The sequence below is a fragment of the Pedobacter sandarakinus genome (assembly GCF_026240095.1).
In the GTDB taxonomy this organism is placed as follows: Bacteria; Bacteroidota; Bacteroidia; order Sphingobacteriales; family Sphingobacteriaceae; genus Pedobacter; species Pedobacter sandarakinus.
In genome coordinates, this window is record NZ_JAPIVG010000014.1 from 1 (window position 1) to 3,629 (window position 3,629).

Annotated in this window: 4 protein-coding genes; all 4 read left to right on the forward strand. The window is 37.3% G+C overall.

What is annotated here, in order from left to right; all coding sequences use genetic code 11:
• Positions 1-76: 76 nt before the first annotated feature.
• Positions 77-961, forward strand: coding sequence for an RHS repeat-associated core domain-containing protein (locus OQ268_RS18005; protein WP_322974048.1), 885 nt, complete (start codon positions 77-79; stop codon positions 959-961).
• Between the two features lie 70 nt (positions 962-1,031).
• Positions 1,032-1,493: a hypothetical protein gene (locus OQ268_RS17695; RefSeq protein ID WP_265858136.1), complete on the forward strand. Its 462-nt coding sequence runs from the start codon at positions 1,032-1,034 to the stop codon at positions 1,491-1,493.
• 617 nt (positions 1,494-2,110) lie between these two features.
• Positions 2,111-2,209, forward strand: a complete 99-nt coding sequence (locus OQ268_RS17940) for a hypothetical protein (protein ID WP_265858140.1) — start codon at positions 2,111-2,113, stop codon at positions 2,207-2,209.
• 611 nt (positions 2,210-2,820) lie between these two features.
• Positions 2,821-3,495, forward strand: coding sequence for a hypothetical protein (locus tag OQ268_RS17705; protein ID WP_265858138.1), 675 nt, complete (start codon positions 2,821-2,823; stop codon positions 3,493-3,495).
• The last annotated feature ends 134 nt before the right edge of the window (positions 3,496-3,629 follow it).

Genomic DNA, 3,629 nt, shown 5'->3' on the forward strand with positions numbered 1-3,629 from the left:
AATGGAAAATTACATATCACCGTACTTTGCGGTATAAAACTAACTGGTTTGGACATGTTGAAGGTGACTTTGAAATGTGCGTAAAGTTTTCGATATTTACAACGGCGCTGTGCGGATATTGCAGCGTGACGACTACTATGCTTTTGGGCTGCGTAAGTCTGGGCTGAACGGCAACGGTGCGGTATCGTTGGATAACAAATACGTTTACAACGGCAAGGAGCTGCAAGAGGAATTGGGACAATACGATTACGGCGCAAGGTTCTATGACCCGGTGATCGCAAGGTGGAACGTCATTGATCCGCTGGCGGCGAAAGATAGGAAGACAAGTCCCTATGTCTATGCACTTAATAATCCAGTACGATTTATAGATCCAGATGGAATGGAAGCGGAAGATCCACAAAAGAGAGTGAATACGACAGTAACTAGTACGGAAGACAAAAATCATAAGCTCCACGTAACTCAAACTACAACTACTACAACAATTGTTCAAACGGAAACTGGTAGCACTACTACAAAAAGTGTTATGTCTTCAACAAATATAGTTTCAAATAGTAATACTGAGGCCACTGTATATGGGGACGTGACAACTAAGAGCAGCATAACCACTATTGATGGGGATAAGTCGTTTACTGTAAACAATGGATCAACTACTGTCAGTAGATCGGATGCCAAAGGAGATTTGTCAGCACTAAATACCTTTAGTAAATCATTAGAAAATTTTAGAAATGAGCACGGGATGCAATTTAATTCATATGTAAATGATAAGGGTACGACAGGTCTATCTCTAAGTCTCGGAGGTGCGGCGGCTCCATTTGGAGCACTGACTAGCTTAACGACATTGGCTGCAAAAATTGGAGGGTGGGCGCCTAGTCTTGTGAGAGCATTAGGTTTTGCAGGAGCTCCCACCAGTGTGAGCCCTGGGCTGTTAAGTAAGGTTATTATACCTGTAACTGGGCTTTAAGTAATACGAAGACTGTTTTTGTCTCCTCTAATGGCCGAGTTATTTCCAATATGCTACCTAAAAGATAATTATGAAGAAAAAGTATGTTATTAGTATATATGTTGGATTAGTATCTATTTCTATATTGGTTTATATAGGTTTTGTTGCTTATTCATTCATTGTTAAGCAATGTCAAGATAAGTATGGGTTATCCTATAATAATAAGAGAAAGGGATTGGGTATTCCTCTTCTGCCTGCTGATTGGAGTGTAAAAGAAAGAAGCGAGAACTATATTGGTTGGTCAGGAAATGAAAAAAATATTGGGCACAAGAGAAAGTCCGTTACTTTTTCTGGATGCAGTATTGAAGGCGAATTGGATGTGTTTAGGCTTCGTAATGAAAATGGTAAAGAGAGACTGTTAGAGATACAGTACAGTTATCAAAAAAAAACAGAAAGTTCAAATGTGACTTATACTTATCAAATTGGACATTATGCCAAGTCTATTTCTAAAATTACTGCAGATAGCTTACTTAATGCTGGGAATAAACCCTAAGTCGTGTGAGCCTGTCTATTTTGAGAGATGAAATAAACAGCAAAGCCCATCAATGTAAAGTTGTTGGGCTTTGTTTGTTCCACCATCTGGTTTTAGCGTCTTGCTACGTCCTTAAGTTAAATATATGCCCAGCAATGTAAAAGTTGCCGGGCTTTTTTTATGAGTGTTCACTCCCTCTGGTTTAAGTGTTCGCTATTTTAGCGATCACTTAAATTCTAAAATGAAGACCGAAGACTTTGTCTGGTAATATTTGCAGATAAGAAAATTATGCTACAGCCTAATCTGGTTTAAGCGTTCGCTCTTCAGCGATCACTTAAATCTAAAATAAAATTAAGCTGTTTGTCCGCACTAGTAGCAGGAAAATATGGGTTCATATTTAGCCTTTTATAAGCTTTTTTAATCGCTTTATCAGACGTTTGAAATGTGCGTACAGTTTTCGATATTTACAACGGCGCTGTGCGGATATTGCAGCGTGACGACTACTTTGCCTCCGGGCTGCGTAAGTCTGGGCTGAACGGCAACGGTGCGGTATCATTGGATAACAAGTACCTTTATAATGGCAAGGAGCTGCAAGAGGAGTGGGACAGTATGATTACGGTGCTAGGTTCTATGATCCGATGATTGGGAGATTTACAACGATAGACTCCCTTGCGGAGAAAAATATCAGATTCTCTCCATACGTTTATGTCGAAAATAATCCCAATGCGAATGATTGACCCTGATGGGATGGAGGGAATTAAATACACCGATAAAGATGGAAATTAGACAGTAGAATCAAATTTGGTTGTATTGTTAAAACAGAAAAAAAATCTCAAAGGATGCCACCGATAAGCAACGAGCAAAAATTGAGAAGCATAATAAAAAAGTGGATCATGAAAATGCGGCTAGACTTAGCGATGTTTCCCAAAAACTTAATGAGACTTATAACGGAAGTGATAGGAAAGGAACTCAAATTCAGCCGGTGATAGTGTTAAATTTAAATTCAATGTTATTGGCTTAGAGAAAGCTAAGACTGATGGGGGTTATTTATCTAATATCAGAAAATTGCAACTGATAATGGATTAAATACAATTGAAAATGATTTTTCTGGGAACCCCGTAAAAGCGCTTGCCGCAACAGTTACTACGAGATTATCTTAAGAAATTAAGGGCTAAGTAATGCAATCTTTATAGCAGTTTATCAAGTGCTCCAGGAATAGCATTGGCGCAAGAAATAGGATACAAATTTTAACTAGGGGATAATTTCCCTTAATCTACAGGCGGATTAATGGATTATCCTCCTGGCGGACTAATCAGGTCAGAAGTTGACGAAATATCGAATAAAGCTCATGATAATTAAAAAAATTCAATTAATAGCAATAACCTTATTGCTAATCTGCCAAATTTTAAAAGCGGAGTCAAATAAAGATGTATTAGAAAAATACGTGGTTTTCACTTTTGAAGTGGCGCATAAAAATACTAAAGTTAAAGAGTTTTATTATTGGATAACGCCACAGGATTCTGTGGCAAAAAGAAATGCCTTTGAAGTTTTTCCTTTATTTACGGAAGAGTACTCTAAAGATATTTTGGAGAGATGTAAAACAGGTGGTATGGTGGATATATTTACTGCTTCTACTGCAACAAATTTCGATTTTGACGATAATTATAAATTGCAAGTAAAAAATCTGCTTTCAATAATAAGTATTAACAAAATTAAGGTTCAAGACTTTAAAAAGAGATGGTTTCAAAATGGAGATGAAGTAGTTATAAGCGTTTATGTTTCCCCTATAAATGGCTCGCTCTGTAGTTGCTTACAAAGTCATGGAAAAGCCACCTATGGCTTTAGGGGAGTAGTTTATTTGCCTCTCATGTCCTTTAGCTATGATGAAATTTTTTGGAATAGCAAAAATGCGACAATAGTAAAAAATGTTGATTACAGTTATGTTGAATATTCCAGCTATTTTCCCTTAAGTATGCATGATAATTCGAATATCCGTGTTAAAGGAAGCATTGAACTTTACTAAATTATTCCGACTTTAAGAAAACAGACAGGCTCCTTAGTGGGGCTTTGTTGTTTAACTATAAAAATCCAGTAGCTCTTTGCGGCACTGTTCGAGGGTATTATTAATAATAGGTTCAAAGGAAACTGCCCACTCTG